Annotated in this window: 15 protein-coding genes and 6 pseudogenes; 16 read left to right on the plus strand and 5 right to left on the minus strand. The window is 68.0% G+C overall.

The window, feature by feature from the left end; genetic code table 11:
* Positions 1-179: pseudogene (locus tag ACWDAG_RS47095) on the minus strand (amino acid transporter); the annotation flags it as partial.
* Positions 180-336: 157 nt separating this feature from the next.
* On the opposite strand from ACWDAG_RS47095, the gene ACWDAG_RS47100 reads away from it, so the two are divergent.
* Both ACWDAG_RS47100 and ACWDAG_RS47105 read left to right on the plus strand, forming a co-directional pair.
* Positions 337-894 (plus strand): transposase, encoded by a 558-nt coding sequence (locus ACWDAG_RS47100; protein ID WP_450701759.1) that lies wholly within the window; start codon positions 337-339, stop codon positions 892-894.
* Positions 891-1,793, plus strand: a pseudogene (locus tag ACWDAG_RS47105) (transposase); the annotation flags it as partial. The gene ACWDAG_RS47100 and the pseudogene ACWDAG_RS47105, both read left to right, overlap by 4 nt.
* Positions 1,794-1,957: 164 nt before the next feature.
* Here the strand turns inward: ACWDAG_RS47105 and ACWDAG_RS47110 are convergent.
* Positions 1,958-2,113 carry a DUF6131 family protein gene (locus ACWDAG_RS47110; protein WP_199931992.1) on the minus strand — a complete coding sequence of 52 codons (156 nt, stop codon included), beginning with the start codon at positions 2,111-2,113 and terminating at the stop codon, positions 1,958-1,960.
* A 194-nt stretch (positions 2,114-2,307) separates the two neighbouring features.
* Between ACWDAG_RS47110 and ACWDAG_RS47115 the strand changes: the two genes are divergently transcribed.
* The gene (locus ACWDAG_RS47115; protein WP_450701760.1) at positions 2,308-2,583 is read left to right on the plus strand and encodes a hypothetical protein; all 276 of its coding nucleotides are present in this window, start codon (positions 2,308-2,310) and stop codon (positions 2,581-2,583) included.
* 112 nt (positions 2,584-2,695) lie between these two features.
* Here the strand turns inward: ACWDAG_RS47115 and ACWDAG_RS47120 are convergent, their stop codons facing one another.
* Positions 2,696-2,926, minus strand: coding sequence for a hypothetical protein (locus tag ACWDAG_RS47120; protein WP_450701771.1), 231 nt, complete (start codon positions 2,924-2,926; stop codon positions 2,696-2,698).
* On the opposite strand from ACWDAG_RS47120, the pseudogene ACWDAG_RS47125 reads away from it, so the two are divergent.
* From ACWDAG_RS47125 to ACWDAG_RS47150, 6 genes and pseudogenes are all read left to right on the plus strand, one after another.
* Positions 2,837-3,238 (plus strand): annotated as a pseudogene (locus ACWDAG_RS47125) (helix-turn-helix transcriptional regulator). The gene ACWDAG_RS47120 and the pseudogene ACWDAG_RS47125 sit on opposite strands and share 90 nt — an antisense overlap.
* The gene (locus ACWDAG_RS47130; RefSeq protein WP_450701761.1) at positions 3,238-3,903 is read left to right on the plus strand and encodes a glyoxalase; all 666 of its coding nucleotides are present in this window, start codon (positions 3,238-3,240) and stop codon (positions 3,901-3,903) included. Before ACWDAG_RS47125 ends, ACWDAG_RS47130 begins: the two are co-directional and overlap by 1 nt.
* Before the next feature lie 59 nt (positions 3,904-3,962).
* Positions 3,963-4,448, plus strand: coding sequence for an iron chaperone (locus ACWDAG_RS47135; RefSeq protein WP_450701762.1), 486 nt, complete (start codon positions 3,963-3,965; stop codon positions 4,446-4,448).
* Between the two features lie 148 nt (positions 4,449-4,596).
* Positions 4,597-5,340 (plus strand): DUF4241 domain-containing protein, encoded by a 744-nt coding sequence (locus ACWDAG_RS47140; protein ID WP_450701763.1) that lies wholly within the window; start codon positions 4,597-4,599, stop codon positions 5,338-5,340.
* Positions 5,341-5,866: 526 nt separating this feature from the next.
* Positions 5,867-6,100: a hypothetical protein gene (locus ACWDAG_RS47145; RefSeq protein WP_450701764.1), complete on the plus strand. Its 234-nt coding sequence runs from the start codon at positions 5,867-5,869 to the stop codon at positions 6,098-6,100.
* Positions 6,101-6,656: 556 nt separating this feature from the next.
* A complete protein-coding gene (locus ACWDAG_RS47150; RefSeq protein ID WP_450701765.1) occupies positions 6,657-6,794 on the plus strand; it encodes a hypothetical protein in 138 nt (45 codons plus the stop codon).
* Between the two features lie 369 nt (positions 6,795-7,163).
* Here ACWDAG_RS47150 and ACWDAG_RS47155 read toward each other — a convergent pair whose 3' ends face one another.
* Together ACWDAG_RS47155 and ACWDAG_RS47160 are read right to left on the minus strand one after the other, a co-directional pair.
* On the minus strand, positions 7,164-9,914 hold the full coding sequence (locus tag ACWDAG_RS47155; protein ID WP_450701766.1) for a hypothetical protein: 2,751 nt from the start codon (positions 9,912-9,914) through the stop codon (positions 7,164-7,166).
* Positions 9,915-10,049: 135 nt separating this feature from the next.
* Positions 10,050-10,281 (minus strand): annotated as a pseudogene (locus ACWDAG_RS47160) (porphobilinogen synthase); the annotation flags it as partial.
* Positions 10,282-11,012: 731 nt separating this feature from the next.
* Between ACWDAG_RS47160 and ACWDAG_RS47165 the strand changes: the two are divergent.
* From ACWDAG_RS47165 to ACWDAG_RS47195, 7 genes and pseudogenes are all read left to right on the plus strand, one after another.
* Positions 11,013-11,630, plus strand: a pseudogene (locus ACWDAG_RS47165) (RHS repeat-associated core domain-containing protein); the annotation flags it as partial.
* Between the two features lie 520 nt (positions 11,631-12,150).
* Positions 12,151-12,642: a hypothetical protein gene (locus ACWDAG_RS47170; RefSeq protein WP_450701769.1), complete on the plus strand. Its 492-nt coding sequence runs from the start codon at positions 12,151-12,153 to the stop codon at positions 12,640-12,642.
* Entirely contained in the window at positions 12,632-13,168 is a 537-nt protein-coding gene (locus ACWDAG_RS47175) for a hypothetical protein (RefSeq protein ID WP_450701767.1), read from the plus strand. Before ACWDAG_RS47170 ends, ACWDAG_RS47175 begins: the two co-directional genes overlap by 11 nt.
* 557 nt (positions 13,169-13,725) lie before the next feature.
* Positions 13,726-13,908, plus strand: a pseudogene (locus ACWDAG_RS47180) (restriction endonuclease fold toxin-2 domain-containing protein); the annotation flags it as partial.
* Between the two features lie 97 nt (positions 13,909-14,005).
* Entirely contained in the window at positions 14,006-14,395 is a 390-nt protein-coding gene (locus tag ACWDAG_RS47185; protein ID WP_450701772.1) for a hypothetical protein, read from the plus strand.
* Between the two features lie 838 nt (positions 14,396-15,233).
* Positions 15,234-15,701 carry a helix-turn-helix domain-containing protein gene (locus ACWDAG_RS47190; protein ID WP_450701768.1) on the plus strand — a complete coding sequence of 156 codons (468 nt, stop codon included), beginning with the start codon at positions 15,234-15,236 and terminating at the stop codon, positions 15,699-15,701.
* A gap of 20 nt (positions 15,702-15,721) precedes the next feature.
* Entirely contained in the window at positions 15,722-16,225 is a 504-nt protein-coding gene (locus tag ACWDAG_RS47195; RefSeq protein WP_450701770.1) for a transposase, read from the plus strand.
* Positions 16,226-16,329: the final 104 nt, after the last annotated feature.

Consider the following 16,329-nt stretch of genomic DNA (forward strand, 5'->3'; position numbering starts at 1 on the left):
GGGCCTGCGGCGGCGATGCCGGAGCCGGAGCCGACGAACAGGCCGGCGCCGATGACACCGCCGATGGCGATCATCGACAGATGGCGGTTCTTCAGGCCGGTCTGAAGGCCGGATCCTGCGGAGGCGGCCCCGGTGGTGGTCACCGGGGCTGGAGCGGAAACAGGGGGACGTGTGGTCATCTCGACATCCATTGAGGGAGAGCGGACGAGGGCTGCAGGTGCCGAGACCGGAAATTAGTTCACTGTGATCTAAAAAGACAAGGCATGGTCGCCTTGTTTAAGTGTTCAGCATGCTCTATTTTTTGGCGCATCGCGGAACCGCCCCCTGGGAGCCCCCATGCGCAACACCGTGACCCCGCTCGCCAGGCCGCTAAAGTGGCACCGCAGGCACTGTGTTCCTCGAGTAGCTACCGTTGCCGGCTACCAGGCGCGCCTGCAGGCTCTCCGGGAGGTCATGGGCGAACTGGACCGGCAAGTGGCCCGGCTCGACCGGCAGATCGCCGCCCGTCTCGCGGGCTACCCGGCGATCCGGCACATCGGTGGCATCGGCCCCGTCTCGGCCGCGGTGTTCGTCGCCGAGATCGGCAACATCACCCGGTTCCCGGCGGGCCCGCATCGTGAGAGGCCGGGCCGGCGGGCCGCCGCATACCGAGCAAGCGCAAGTGCCGTGTTTTTGGGCTCTGCACCGGGCTTCTGGCCCCTCGCACGGCTTCCCGTTCTTCTCGGACCGGAGCGCATCGAACCGGGGCGAGCGGCTGTGAACCCTCTGGCGGGCATACGGCAGTGGCGGGCGACCCGGCGACGCGACAAAAAGATGGATCAGTTCGCCGAGACGCTGATCGGTCCCCTCCGGGAAACACTCGCCGCCGGCGGACACGGTTATTCCACTGCCTGACCGCGCGCGGGGACGAACTGTTCGACCTCGTGGACGCGTTGGTGTGCGCGGACGGTCCGGTGACCTCGCCGGTGGACCTGGCGCTGGTGGCCGAGCACCGGCGCGGGCACGGCGCTATGTATGAGGCGTTGAACTGCGGGAGTGCGGATGTGCCCCGGCTGCGACAGGTGCTGGCCGGTCTGCCGATGCCGCGGGCCGCCGACGGCCGCCTGGTCCTCGCGGTCGACGTGAGCAACTGGCTCCGCCCGGATGCCCCGACCAGCGCGGAGCGCCTGTTCTGCCACGTCTACGGCCGCAGCGGACGCTCCTCGGACCAGTTCATCCTCGGCTGGCCGTACTCCTTCGTCGCCGCCCTCGAATCGGGCCGCACATCCTGGTGCCAGCTCCTGGACGCCGTGCGTCTCGGACCCGAGGACGACGTCGCCGAGGTCACTGCCACCGAGCTGCGCCGGGTGGTCGAGGACCTGATCGATATGGGCCGCCGGCACTTGGGCGACCGCGACATCCTCGTCGTCTTCGACGCCCCGCGCATGGCCCACCTCCTGACGGGCCTCCCGGTCGAGGTACTGGGACGGATGCGCTCCGACCGCGTCATGCGACGGCCGACGCCCTCGCTCAAGGAGTACGCCCTGGCCTATCCCCAGGGCGGGCGACCGCCGAAGCACGGTAAGGAGTTCCGCTTCGCCAGGTCTGAGACGTGGGGCGAGCCGGACGCGGCAACCGTGCAGGTCACCGACCGGTACGGCACCGCCCGCGTGATGGCCTGGGACCGCATCCACCCCCGCCTGACCACCCGCTAAGCATGGATCGACCACACCGGCGAACTCCCCATCATCGAAGGCACGCTGATCTGCCTCCAGGTCGACCACCTGCCCGGCGGAGGCGCTCCCCTCCCGCTCCGCTGAGAGGAGGCCTCAATCGCCTCCTGTCAGGCGCCGGAGCTAACCAGGAACGACGCCAAGCCCGCGTTCATGGCCGAACGGATCGCCGGTCCGCAGCGGGCATCGGTGCGAGGCACTCAGCCGCCGGCCTCGAACGATGCCCGCCGCAAGACCTGTCTTGGTCACCAGTAGTGGCGTCGGCCAGCGACCGCGTGGCCCATGGACCCCATGATCCACATCACGGCGCCGACCACGGCCAAGATGATGCCGATGGTCCACAAAATTGATATGCCGGTGAGGAAACCGACGACAAGCAGGATGATGCCGAGAGCGATCATGACGTACCTCCTGGCGTGGGCTGATGCGCTGGCTCCCGAGTGCCCCGAAGCAGCAACATCAGCCCAACTCCATGAAACGGCAACCAGAACCTCTACTGGTGCGCGTACGACGGCCAGTCCTGGACCGCGCCGACAACGTTTTCCGGCGGTTCGACCCACGGCCCGGCACTGGCGTCGAACGGCGTGGCTCTCGTTTGGCGTGGAAGGGTTCCGGCGACGACGACCACCTCTGGCGGGCCGGCTACGGCAACGGCGGCCGGTCGGCCCGACAACTCGCCATCGGCAGGGTCGGCCACGGCCCCGCACCGGGACGATTGGACAACCGCATCGTAATGGCGTGGAAGGGGGCGGGAAGCGACGAGCGGCTGTGGTGGACGCCGGACAGCTTCCACACTCAGCTGCCGCTGCATGACGGCTACACCAGCAGCAACACCCCCGCGATCGTCGCCCTCAATTTCGCCGACCTGTGAACCCCGGCCGCGCCTGCGAGCGGTCCTACGGGCAGGCAGCTGCCCCGCGCGGCCAGGGTGTGTTGAATCGGCCAGTGAGGCAGGGCTGTTCACGCATCCGTTTCAAAATCGCTCATCGCCGACCGAGCCGAACTGGCCACTGGTTGCCGGAACGGACGAGCGCGGAGGGGTCGGGCTCGGCGATCGGGGGCGGGACGATCTCGCGCGGCTGCGCCGCGTCCGCGACCGGATCGACAGGGAGTACGCGCAGCCGCTGAACGTGGAGGCGCTCGCTCGCGATGTACACACGTCCACCGGGCACCTGAGTCGGCAGTTCCAGGCCGCCTACGGTGAGTTGCCGCACGCGCGCATCTGATGACACGTCGCATCGAGCGGGCGACGGCACTGCTGCGGCGGGGCGATCCCAGCGTCACCGAGGTCTGCTGCGCGTCCATGAGCACGTTCACCGCCCGCTTCACCGAGCTGGTTGGCATGCCTCCCGGGGCCTTCCGGCGCCAGGCGGCAGATGCTGCGTCCGACCCTGCCGATGCCGCGGCTACGGCCCGTGACGCAGACTCGAAATCACTGTGGAGGGGATGCCCGCGTGCGTGGCCGGCAAGGGACGAGAACGGTCAGGAATCGAGAAGCCCCGGCCACCGCGCAGCCCCTAGCGTGATGGACATGGCAACCACCACTTCCACCGCAGCCCACACGATCCTCGCGTCCGTCACCCTTGAGGTGTCCGACCCCGAGGCCGCCCGCCGCTTCTACGGCGCCTTCGGCGTGGACACGTACATACGCCTGCGACCGTCCGAAGCGCACTCGACTGGATTTCGCGGCTTCACCCTGGCGCTCACGGTGTCCGGGCCGGCCACTGTCGACGGCTTCGTCGCCGCCGCCGTGGACGCCGGTGCCGCGGTGCTGAAGCCCGCCACGAAGTCGCTGTGGGGTTACGGCGGTGTCGTCCAGGCCCCGGACGGGACGATCTGGAAGATCGCGACCTCGGCGAAGAAGGACACCGGCCCCGCCACCCGCGAGATCGATGAGGTCGTCCTGCTGCTCGGTGTCGAGGACGTGAAGGCCACCAAGCAGTTCTACGTGGGCCGGGGCCTGACCGTGGCCAAGAGCTTCGGAGGCAAGTACGCCGAGTTCGCCCCCGGTCAGTCCAGCACCGTCAAGCTGGCGCTGTACAAGCGCCACGCGCTGGCCAAGGATCTCGGCGTCCCCGCCGACGGCACCGGCTCGCACCGCATCGTCCTCGGCAGCACCGCCGGCGCCTTCACCGACCCGGACGGCTTCGCCTGGGAGGCCGCCTCGCCGCCCGCTCCCACACCCTCCTGACCTCCGATCCTGCACTTCCACACCGCCGTGTCTCACCTTGGTACGAGAGGAAACCTGCCATGTCGTCCACGAAGCCGCCCGCCGAGAACTCCGGCACGACCGCCGAGAAGTACGACGGATTCACCGCCCAGGAGCGGGCCGCGATGAAGGAGCACGCACGCGAGCAGAAGAAGGCGGCGGCGCGGCGTGGTTCGTCCCGGGCGGAGAAGGAGGCGGCAGCGGAGCAGGACGTGCTCGCGAAGATCGCCGAGATGCCGGAAGCGGACCGGATTCTCGCCGAGCGGATCCACGAGATCGTCAAGACCGCCGCTCCCGACCTCGCGCCCAAGCTCTGGTACGGGATGCCCGCGTACGCCAGGGACGGCAAGGTCGTCTGCCACTTCCAGAGCGCGGAGAAGTTCAAGTCGCGGTACGCCACGCTCGGCTTCAGCGACCAGGCGGCACTCGACGAGGGCGCGATGTGGCCGACCGCCTACGCCCTGAAGGAGCTGACCGCGGCCGAGGAACAGCTCATCAGCGCCCTCGTGAAGAAGGCAGCGGGCTGAGGTCGACCGGGGGCCAGGCGTGGAAGCGACTGGATCGCGCCCCAAAACGCCCTCTCCTGCATGGTCCCGCCAGCCACTCGTGTACCGAGAGCGGACCGAGGGTGCCGGGACGTCGGGCTCCGTCAGTGGGGCCCTCTACGGTTCGGCCATGGGATACACAGCAGATGAGCGTCTGGCGGCCGCTCCGGAAGAGAGCCGGTACTTGGAGGCGGTGTTCACACCCGGTGCGCAGGTGGGCACGCATGCCGAAGATCCGGCGAGACCCGTGTACGTCGTCGAGGTGACGGAGGTGAGCCCGATCCGGCTGCCGAGCGGCCGGCTCGTCGTCGCCTCGCCCTGGCCGGATGACTTCGACCCGGAGTTGTCCACCCGTGTCGGCCGGGAACTGAAGGAGCGGATCCCCCCTGGCGTTTACCGGGTGCAGGCCTCCTGGACGGAAGCGCCGTACGAGTACGACGGCGAGCAGTTCGACGGTCGTGAGGAGGTCGCGGTCCGCCTGCTTGTCAGCGATGCCCCGGTGGCCTGTTGGGAGGCGGCCCTGGGCGTCGGCGAGAGCATCGAGCGGATCGTCCCCGGTGAGCGGCCGATCTTCGACTCGGAGGAAAATATGGGGAGTTTCGCCGACGCCACGGCCTGGCCGTCGCTGACCGAACCGTTCCGCCAGTTCTGGCTCGACCTCCGGGCGGGCCAGCAGGACGCATTCCGGGCCACCGAGTCTCTGGGCGGGTCGTTCGAGCGGGTGAGCGACGAGGCTCTTGGAGCCGACCTTGTGACGTTCGGGACCGGAGGAGGGAGCATCGTATGGCTGGGGCGCACGGAGAGCGGGAGCATCGCCTCGATCGTCACGACTGTACGGGGCTTTTTTCATGACCAGCTGGTCAACACCGTGTGAGCCCCGCCCACCGGGCGCGATCGTAGCCCACCCTGCGCGGTGGGTCAGTGCAGGCGGGCGACACCTGCACAGGTCGGCCAAACCGCCGACGACGTGGACGAGCGGCTGGCCTGCTCCGACTTGCCCGCCGCACACTGCATCCACGTGCGCACCGCGAACCCGATGAGCCGACTGTTGCCACCGTCCGGCTGCGGGCCAAGGCCACCCCCGGCGCCGCACTGCGGACGCCGTGAACCCACTGTCGCTGGTGCTCTGTCCGGGAAGGTTCGCCGGGTTGAGCGGAGGGTGGATGGCGGTGATGGCTTCCGACGAAGAGGATCTGCCTCATAGCATCTTGAGCCCAGGCACGGATGTCGGAGGGCGACGATGGGAAAACCGCGGATACGCCTCGGCAGCGATGATGTGTGGCTGGAACTGGCTCGGACCGATGGCGACAGCTGGCAGGTCACTGCCGATTGTGTTCGTGGCTGACCGCTGACTTCACCGCGGATCTCAGCGCTGCGGAGGTCGTGGCCTCGCGGCTCGCGTGCTCTCTCACCTGCGCACGCCGTCGGGTGGACGCTTTTCGGCGGCGGTGGCTCCGGGCCGGAACCATCCGCTGGCGTTGAAGGCGGAGCCCGTCGGGGACGGTTTCGCCCTTTTCGTGCGCCTGACTCCCAACGGCGACGACGTGTGTCATGTGCAGATGGAGATCGATCCGATCGCCGGGTTGGAACTTCGTGAAGCATTCGAGGCGCTGCACGCGGCGCTGGTTGTCTGACCCGCCGGAACGTCTGGTCAGGCCGCCATCGTGAGCGGGCGTCCGCCCCATCGGATGCCCTTCTCGCTTCGGATGCGGGCGTTCCCTGCGTTCGGCGGCCAGGACGTCGCGGTGGCGGGCGTCGACGTTGCGCCAGCGCAGGTAGGCGTGCAGGGCCTTGGTCTGCACGATGTGGTTGGGGTGGTGGGAGTTGGCGCGGGTGAACTGCCTCAGCGGTCCGAAGTGGGCCTCGATGGGGTTCGCCCACGAGGTGTAGGTCGGGGTGAAGCACAGCCCGACCTTGTTCTTCTTCGCCCGGCGACGGATGTCGGCGGCCTTGCGCCGATGCAGACGAATCCTGCAGTGAGCGTCGCGGCGTGCAGCCCGCCGAGGGGCGCGAGCTTGGCCGTGGTGGTGGAGGCGAGCGCGGCGGAGCGGGCGGTGACGATGGCGGCCAGCCCGGCCACGCCGATGGCCCCGACGAACTGCGGCATCTGCGAGAGCGCGCCGGCGACGCCCTCTCGTCGGTGCGCAGGCCGGAGGTGAGGGTGGCGTTGAAGGCGACGACAGCCAGGACGTGCCCGAAGCCCATCGCGCCGGAGGTGACCACCAGCAGCAGCGGGATCTTGCTGTCCGCGGGCAGGAAGGCCATGAAGCCGGTGCCGACGGCCTGCACCAGAAGGCCGAGAACCATGGTCTGGCGGGTGCCCAGTGAGCCGATCAGTTTCGATGCGATGGTGCCGGCGACCAGGGCGGTGGCGCCTTCGGCGAGGAAGCCGAAGCCGGATCGAGCGGGCCGCCCGAGCCGGCGTCCTCGGCGCACGCGTGATGACCACCCCTCCCCACGACGAGACCACGACACACAACCTCTACCGCAAAGCCCGTGCCACCGGCGACGACACAGCCCTCACCGTGCCAGCCCACTCCTTGCAGCGTGAAGGTGTACTCTTTCGGCCGCGCCATCATCTGCTGGCGACGACTCAAGACCTCATACTGATCTGAGTCCTAAGGGCGAAGACAGCCAACGAACTAACTCCCGGCGCTACTTGATGGTGCCCGCACGGCGGGTCACGCTCCGGTGCCGCTACTGCTGTGCCTTCTCCGGTGCCGGGCACCAGTCCGCCCCGTCGTGGTTCCTCCACCGCCCGCAGAAGCCCATCTGCTTCGGGCGCCGCGCCCCTTCCACCCGCTGGATCGAGACGATCTTGTCCAGGGGGACCTGCTGGTCCACCAGTCCGCCGAAGTCGATGCGGCCGCTCTCCCCGGCGAGCGCGGCGTCGTCGTGGATACCACTGAGGGCGTGCCAGACTGCGCCCGGCGTCAGCGGTATGTCGGGGGCGGCGGCCCGGAGGCGGGTGATGGCCTTCACGTAGAGACTCACGGCGTCGAAGGCAAGTGCCGCGTGCCCGTCCAGCGAGGTGTCCCTGACATCGCGGCACTCGTCGGGGAACAGTTCCTTCATCGTGCTGTAGAGGTCGCTGTCACTGCCGCAGGAGGCCGATCCGACGGTGAAGTCGAGGAACTCGTATGGGACTCGGGGGAAGGCCTTGCGTCGGACCGGGTCGGCGCCGAGACGGGCCACGTCGTCGCCGCCGAGGAAGAGCGGCGGATTGGAGCCGCCACAGGTGTTGTTGGTGGCGTTCAGGATCGTCTCGAAGTCCTCGCTGCGGCCCGCGAAGAAGACCAGCCCCGAGAATTTACAGGCCTCCTCTCCGACCCTGAGCGCGGACGGCCCGGGCGGGGTCCCGGCGGCCGGGTGCGCGGGGACGTACCCCTGCGGATCCGTGGAGAAGCCCGCATCGTGGAAGGCCTTCCGGGTGTCCAAGCGCAGGTTGTCGCTGTACTCGTCGGTCGGGTCGAGGGAGTACACGATGCGCACGGCCTTCCGCTTCAGCCGCTTCTCGGCGAGGAGATGGCCCGCGTACGCGACGGAGATCTGCGCCTCGCGCTTGTTCTGCGGTGAGACCTGGTAGTACAGCGCCGACGCGCCGGGCAGCGAGTCGGCGGACAGGGTCGTGGCGACCATGGGCAGTCCCACCCGGGTCAGTTCGGCGATCGTCTTGAAGGTGGCCTTGCGGCTCTGGTCGAGGCCGGTGACGCCGACGATCGTCGAATCGCTCTTCGTCATCCGCTCGATCATGCGCACGACTTCGGCCCCGAACCCCATGCCGGCTCCCGCGCTGGCCGGGTAGATCCGCAGGACGGGGTCATCGTCACCGCCTGTCCCCAGCAGGCGCTGCTGCGCGCTCGCCACGCCCTGCAATTGCTCGCGGGCGTAGGACAGGGTCTGGGAGGTGCCGCTCTTGGGGGTGCTGAGCAGAGCGGAGAGATGGACGAGAGTGACGATCGGGCGGGTGGGGTCCCCGGCATGTATCTCCTCGGCCCTCTGGTTCTGCTCGGCGATGATGCTCAGGGTCCTGCGCACGGCCGGGTCCTTGGCGCCGAAGGCGAACCCGTGCGGGGCGACACCGACGCACTCGCCGGTCGAGGCCCGCCACACGGTACGCGCGTCGGGGTCGGAGGAGCCCAGCCCGCAGTGCTGCTGTCGCCAGTCCCAGGCGTCGGCCACGGCGATGCCCACGCCGGTGGCCAGCACAGCCAGGGCGGTGGTGGCGGCCACGGCGGTCGCCGCGCGGCCCGCCCAGACAGGAGGGCGGGGAACGGTCAGCCGGCTCGCGATCGTCGTACGTTCACCCTGCTGGACCCGTCTGTCGTCGCCGTCCGGTATCGGTTCCGGCACCCGCACCGGCAGCTGCCAGAAGTCAGTGTTCCGGCCGCCGCCGGCCGCCCTCAACCGCTCGCACCAGGCCTGGTACGGAGCGGGGTTGTCGGTCAGCTCCCGCACCTGCACCGGCTCGTCCGGTTCCTCGGGGCGGCTGGTCACGATGAGCAGCGGGTCGAAGGCGCCGGTGTCGTTGCGCACCTCGGCGAGCAGCCGCACCAGTTCCAGGCCGCCGTTGGGGCCGCTCACCCCTTTCAGAAAGGCGACGCAGTAGGCCGTACGGCGGTGGGCGTGCCGCCGCCACGGGCGTCGCCGGTAGGCGACCCGCAGATCCTCCAGGAAGGCGTTGATCATCAACTTGCTGATCTGCTGCGGGTCTTCACGCCCCCACCTGGGCTGGGTGAGCCGTAACGCGAACCCGATGAAGGTCCCCGGATCGGCCGGCGCCATGTACGGCTGACGCAGCAGCCACCGGTACTCGCTGCCCACGCCGCGCCAGACACGGAACCAGAAGACCGGCAGCAGGTGCAGTCCCAGGAGGTACGCCCACCAGGGCACATGCCCCTGCAGGGCGACCTCGGTGCTCGGGCTGCGCATGAACCCGAACAGTCGTCTGCGCTCCAGCTCGCGGTCGCGCAGGCGGCGCAGCATGATCTGGCCGTGGTCGCTGTCGGGCTGGTCGGCCGTGTGCGTCATCTCCAGCAGCCAGTTGACGAGCCCCAGCCGCCGGAACCGTACCCGCCTGTCGTGTCCGTGGCGTGCGGAGGAGAACTCGGCGGCGAGGTCGACGAGGACGCGTCGGCACAGTTCGGCCCGTTGCCATTCGGGGGACAGGTACTTGGTGTCCTCGGGCTTGCCGCGCTCGGCGACGACCTCGCTCCACTTGGCGGCCATGTCGACCAACTGGTTCGGGACCACCTGGGGTTCGGCCGCTTTCAGCGCCTGCTCGACCTGAAGCGCGAGGGCGTCCTCGTGCCGACCGAGCAGGCCGAGTATCGGTATGCCGTCCCGTTTCGGGACCTCCCCCGGCAACTCTCCCCTCTTCGGCCTGCGCACCAGGATGCCAAGCAGCTCGAAGAGCCGGTCGCCGTGCTCGAACACGGGTCCGTCCACGGATCCCCCGATTCCCTGGTACTCACCCGCCGCATCCGACACGGCCGGATTGGGGCACTCACTCTAATGATCGGGGAACACGCTTTCCGGCCCTGTCACGAACCCTTTACAAGCGACACAACCGGCACGCGAGCATCAGCGGGGCATCCGCGCCGCCTCCACCGCCCAGTAGGTGAGGATGTTCTGCGCCCCGGCCCGCTTGATGCCGGTCAGCGTCTCCAGGATGGCCCGGTCACGGTCGATCCAGCCCTTCTCGGCGGCGGCCTCGACCATCGAGTACTCGCCGGAGATCTGGTAGGCGGCGACCGGCACGTTCACGGAGTCGGCGACGCGCGAGGATGTCGAGGTAGGGCCCGGCCGGCTTGACCGGCCCGCCGTGCCGCGGCAGAGGTTTGACGTGCGTAGACAATGGCGCGGACTGCTGGTTTTGGGCCAAGTCCTTAGCTTGATCATTAACCTCGCTGCTGTTTCAGGCGGACGTGTTCGGTGAGGGTTTCGATTCGTTTCACGGTCTTCCCGGGCTCGTGACGTGGGGCTGGCCTGCGGTTCTTCGAGCCGGGTGGGCGTCCGGGGCCGGGCTTGGAGGATCTGGGCACGTCGGCGGGACGGGCGGTCTTCACGCGGAGGTGGCGGAACCCCCGGCGGACCCGACCCGCTGGGCAACACCACGGGCCTCGACTACGACGAAAACGGCAACCTCACCACCCTGACCGACGCCCGCGACAACACCACCACCTGGGCCTACGACGACGCAGACCGCCCAAGACGGCCACCGACCCACTCGGCGCGCAGGCCCTGTTCGCCTACGACGCGGCCGGCCACCTCAAGCAGGCGACCAACAGATCAGGCCAGGCAGCCACCGCCGAATACGACCTGCTCGGGCGCTTGAAGACCACCCAGTACGGGGTCAACGCCGTCGGCCAGGCCGAGTCCACCGCCGTCTACGACTACGACGACCACGACCTGCCCAAGCAGATCACCGACAGCCAGGCCGGCACCCAGTCGTTCGGATACGACGTCTACGACCGGCTGTCCTCCGTCACCGGCGCGACCGGCAAGGTCAGTTACGGCTACGACGCCGCCGACCGGCGCTCCACGATGACCACGGCAGGTACCAGCACCTCCTACGGCTGGGACAAGTCAAGCATCCTCACCTCGGTCACCTCCGGCAGCCAGCAGGTCACCTTGGGCCTGGACACCGTGGGCCGGGCGAAGACCGCCTCCCTGCCCGGCGGCACCACCCGCACCACCGGCTACGACGCCACCGGCGTCATCAAGTCCATCGCGTATGCCCAAGGCACCAAGGCCATCGGGGACTTGACCTATCCAACCCGCTGGTGGACAGGACAGTTCAGGCACGACCACGGCGACCGTGGCCGCCTCGGGCCTCGACAAATACCTCACACGCAGCGAGGGCGGCACGACGAAGATCTACCTGACCGACGCCCTCGGCAGCGTGGTCGGCCTCGCCAACACCTACGGCACCGTCGCCACCACCTACGCCTACGACCCGAATGGCACCCCCACCGCCTCCGGCACCACCTCGACCACCCCTACACCTTCACCGGACGCGAGGACGACCACACCGGCCTGCTCTACTACCGCGAGCGCTATTACGACCCGCAGACCGGCCGCTTCATCTCCCAAGACCTCAGCGGCCAAGCCGGCGGCGCCAACCTCTACCAGTACGCCCTCGCCTCCCCCACCACCTACACTGACCCCTCCGGCAACAACCCCATGATCGCCGCCTGCGTCGTCGGCGGCCTCATGGACGGCGGCCTGGACTGGCTCAGCCAGCGCCTCTCGGGCCGCAAGGTCAACTGGGGCCAGGTCGGCCAGTCCGCCGCCATCGGCTGCCTGTCCGGCATGCTCGGCGAAGGCTTCGGCGCCATGCTCAAGGGCAGACTCGGCTCCAAACTCGGCAGCTGCGCACTGCCGAACAGCTTCACCGGCGACACCCCCGTGCTGATGGCCGACGGAACCCGCAAACCCATCAAGGACGTCGCCATCGGCGACACCGTCATCGCCACCGACCCCGAAACCGGTGACAGCGGGCCCCGCAAGGTCACCGCGCTGATCAAGGGAGCCGGGGACAAACAGCTCGTCGACCTCACCCTCGACACCGACGGGCCCACCGGAACGAAACCCGGCAGCATCACCGCCACCGACGGCCACCCCTTCTGGGCCCCAACTCCACCAATGGGTCGACGCCGGCGACCTCAAAGCGGGACAGTGGCTGCAGACCAGCAACGGCACCTGGGTCCGGATCACCGCGATCCGACACCGCACCCAGCAGGCCTCGGTCTACAACCTCACTGTCGACGAACTGCGCACCTACTATGTGCTCGCCGGCACGACGTCTCTTCTGGTGCACAACTACGGTGGAGGCTACAGATGGGCTCCCCCGAACGCCTCCACCGACGTACTTGCCCCAGGCAAAGCCTGGCACCCCAGCCAGGGTGTACCGGTAATCGGGCGGCTTCCGGACACCGCCGTGGGAGGTCAATGGCCCGGTTATGCCAAGCTCGTTGCCGATCCCTGGAATCTCCCCAAGAATGACGCGCGGATTCAGACCGTCATCAACCAGCGTGGCACCGTGTACGTCGCATCGCCCACCAAGGGAACGTACTGGGACTCGGAACGTAAGGCTCCGACCGTCCTCGCGCGCGAGATTCAGCAACTGCTGCAAGCCGGGTACCGATGGAAAGGGGACTATCTTGTCCCGTAAGCGAGACGCCAACAGCGGACAGGGGCAGGAAGCCGCGCTGTCACGCCTTCGCGACAAACGCTTCAACGGCTACCTCGGGATCCGGCTACCGAGCGAACTCGACACCGAGGTCGAAGCGATCGTCGTCGCCTACACACACGGACCTGCATCAGCCAGGCAGAAAACGATCGACAGCATCGACAGGCGAGCTGCCGCAGTACTCAGCGTGTACGGGCAGCGGATGGCGTCCACAGCAGTCCGGAACACGTCGGTGGAGCCCCTCTGGCGCGGCCTTGTTGCCGTCAGTCTGGCAGAAGGACGACTCGACCAGCCTTACAACAACTTGTTCGTGCTGGCTGCCCTCAACGATGCCGCAACCCTCATCGTCACCACCCTCCAGACAGTCCTCGCCGACGTTACGCCTGTACTTCCTCAAGCCGGATTGACGGCCATTCAGAAATTCGACCAGCGACAAGAACGAGACAAATCACTTGAGTCCATGGGACTCAGAAGGACGGGCAGCGGACAGACATTTCTCTACGAATAACGCCTGTTCCTGACCGTCCGGGGGAATCTGTATGGAATCTGCTGAGGCTGACAGGCATCACCCCTCCGTGCTACGCAGTCGGCGAAGGCTTGCAACGAGTACGCGGACGCGATTGACGACTGTCGTGACACCCTGATCGGTCTCGCTACCGCGGCCGGCGTCATCACGGCCGGCGGCGTCATCCTCACGGTGTTCACCCTTGGGATCTCGGATGCGGCGGCCGGTGCGGCGGACGCCACTCTGGCCGCCGATGCCGCCGTGGCGGCCGAGGCTCTGGCGGTGGCCGAAGCAGACGCCGCTGGGGCAGCCGCGGTCGCGGAAGCCGAGACGATCGTCTGCCAGCTCGCCGCATGTCTCGCGGTCACCTCCGGACTGACCGGCGTGGCGCTGACCGGCAGCGCAGTGGTGGGACTGGATCCCGCCGAGGCGGCCGGTGGCCCCCAGGGCGTTTCAGTTCCCGCCCAGGCAGGTGCTCCCGGAGGGCTGGTGGGGCTGGTTCCCCCATCGGTACCGCCTGCGTTCCCGCTCTATAGCCCGGCGCAGCAGCAAGCCCGGCCATGTGGGTCGCTGGCCTGCCGTCCCGGCAGCCCAATTACGGAACTCCGGACGACCGGGCCTACCAACTGCGGGTGGCGGGCACACCGGAGCGGCAGATGAACGGCGCGAACGGCGAAACCGTGTGGGCGGACGGCTTCCGTCCCACCGACGGCGCGATCATCGACGCCAAGGATGTTCGACGACCGGGATGCAGCCCACGCACCCTGCAGGGCCTGCAAGAGCAGGCCTTCAACATGCCAGAGTCACCAGACCCGCACACCACAGAACGGAGGCTTTGGCATGCAGGATGGCATCTTCATCGCCGCACCACCCGGAACCGACTGGCCCCTGACCATGGAGGAGTTCGAGGCCCGCATCCGCGAGCGCTGTCCCGATGTCCTGTGCACCTCCAAACACGCAGTGATCGGCGACGAGGACTACCTGGCCTTCGAAGCCGACATCGATGATGAACGACGGCACGGCAGCTACTTCGACCACGCTCAACTCATCCTGAGGGACGCCCCACCCGCCTTCTGGGCGGACACCATCGTGTGGTTCCTGTCCCTCCTGCCGGCAGGCACACCCGCCGTCGCCATGGTCGAAACCAACCCCGACATCGCCCCCGTCCCGCCCGGAGCGTCCGCAGACGAGATCCGAAACCTGCTGGAGGGACTCCAGGACGCCGCATAGCCTGCGCAGGCCCCGACGACAGCTCGCGGATCCGGCACGAGTTCAGGGCGGCGTCCTGAAGAACCTGGCCTACCGGGGCCGATCCCGCGGATCATGCAGCCGTGACTGTGTTTCCGTGACGCTGCCGTGGACCTCAATAGCCATGTTCAGGCGGTGGCATGTGCTGGCGGATGACGAATGGCAGCAATGGACTCTGGATCCGTTCGCGAGCATGGAGCCGCTGACGTTCGGCGCGGGACCTTGTGAGGCGTCGGAGGCACCAATCGCTTGGCTGACGGAGAGACCGTCGTCGCGGGGGTGACGCTGGAGGCTCCTGGGCTTCCGTCGGCCAGAGCGATGAGCACGGCCACACTCAGCATCACCATCCCGAACAGTTCGGTCAGGAAGGCAACGAGCACCTACTTCCCTTTGCGATGGACTGCCGCCCGGGCAGGCACGCACATCCGCAGGTGCGCCGTTGCGACGAGGCGCTGTCCATTGACCTTGTCTGCGCCCCAGTGCGGATCCTTCAGGTGCTGTTCAAGCGAGGCCGCTCACTTCGCCCGGACACGGTTCACTTCGTGTGCATCCCCACACCCAACATGCTGCTGAACAGGCCGGACAGCCAGACCTAACGGAGTCCTACTAGTGCCGACTTCCCCTTTCGCTGGGTAGATGTCCTGGTGGCGGGGTGGTTCGGCTGTTCGGGGGCGGGTGCTGGATGGTGGCGTTACGGGCACGGCCGAGCCGTGACGAGAACGAGGAACGGACGGTGCACCGGCTGGCGCGAGCGCGTAAGGCGCCGCGTGATCTGGTGTTACGGGCCCGAACGGTCGAGCTGAACTGAGCTGGACAGCGAGTGCCTGCCATCGCGGACGAGTTGAGGTGCAACCCCAAGACAGTTCGCCGGTGGCTGCACCGCTTCGACGGCTTCGGCCTGGACGGACTCGAGGACCTGGGTGGACAGGGCCGGAAGCGACGGATCACCGAAACGGAACGCTCGAGAATCATCGGCCTGGTCAAACAGCCGCCCCCAGGTCGACTGACCGTGCAGGGCGACGGCGAGCTGGCCGCGGCGGATGAGTCCGGGCCGCCGGAATGGACCCTTGACGCACTGGCCGCCGAGGCCGGACGGATGGGCATCGAGGTCGGTCGCAGCCAGGTCCGCCGGATCCTGTTGGCTGAGGGGGTGCGTTGGCGCCGCACCCGGTCCTGGACCCGGTCGAGAGACGTGGACTTCGAGGGAAAAGGACACGGATCATCGAGCTCTGTACCTGCCCGCCCGAAGGTGCGACGGTCGTCTGCGCCGACGAGCTCGGACCGGTGATTCCCCGCACGTTCCCGCCGGTGCCGGGCTGGTCGCCGGACGGCCACCGCATCAAATCCGAGGTCGACTATGGCCGTGGGCCGGAGAAGACCTGGGCTTACGGCGCTCTGCGGGTACGGGACGGACACGAAATCACCATGACCGCCTCGTCCCGCAACAGTGCCTTCTACCGGCAGTTTCTTCAAAGGGTCGAAGGGGCCAATCCGGCCGGCGACATCTACGTGGTCACCGACAACCTGTCCTCGCACAACAGCCTGTCCACCCGAACCTGGCTTGAGGACCACCCCAGAATCCGGCACGTCTTCATCCCCGTCGGAGCGTGCTGGCTCAACCTCCAGGAAGGCTGGTGGCGCATTTTCCGCAAGGCTGCCCTCGCGGGCCAGTCCTTCGCCGGACCATCCGAGATCGACCAGGCCACTCGCCTGGCAACTGCCCAGCTCAATACCCGTGCCAAGCCCTGGGTATGGGGAAGACCTACACCTTCAACCCGCGTCCTACGCCGCCGATACGTGTACTCCGTTTGAGGAATTCAGCACTAGGCCGTTTCCTTTGGATCACCTCGCCGACCAGATGAAGATGGCGGCGAGGTGGAGTCCCGCGAGGTAGACGGTCGCGGTCTTGTCGTAGC

Source organism: Streptomyces sp. NPDC001157 (assembly GCF_053598255.1).